Annotated in this window: 1 pseudogene; it reads left to right on the top strand. The window is 71.0% G+C overall.

Annotation, left to right across the window (positions count from 1 at the left end):
* A pseudogene (locus ACLJNW_RS27315) lies at positions 1 to 248 on the top strand (N-acetylglucosamine-6-phosphate deacetylase); the annotation flags it as partial.

The following is a 248-nucleotide window of genomic DNA, read 5'->3' as shown; positions in this document are numbered from 1 at the left end:
CCTCTACAACGCGATGACCGGCCTGCACCACCGCGAACCGGGTATCGTCGGCGCGGCCCTGGCCCACGCACGCTACGCCGAGCTGATCCCCGACCTGCTGCATGTCCATCCCGGCGCCATCAGGGTGGCCCTGCGTTCGATCCCGTGCCTGTACTGCGTGACCGACTCCACCGCCGCCGCCGGCATGCCCGACGGCCAGTACAAGCTCGGCAGCCACACGGTGACCAAGTGCCTGGGCGGCGTGCGCC

The sequence above is a fragment of the Salmonella sp. SAL4457 genome (assembly GCF_046548235.1).
In the GTDB taxonomy this organism is placed as follows: domain Bacteria; phylum Pseudomonadota; class Gammaproteobacteria; order Enterobacterales; family Enterobacteriaceae; genus Salmonella; species Salmonella enterica.
Note: the sequence above shows the minus strand (reverse complement) of the source record. Positions and strands in the feature narration are given on the sequence as shown.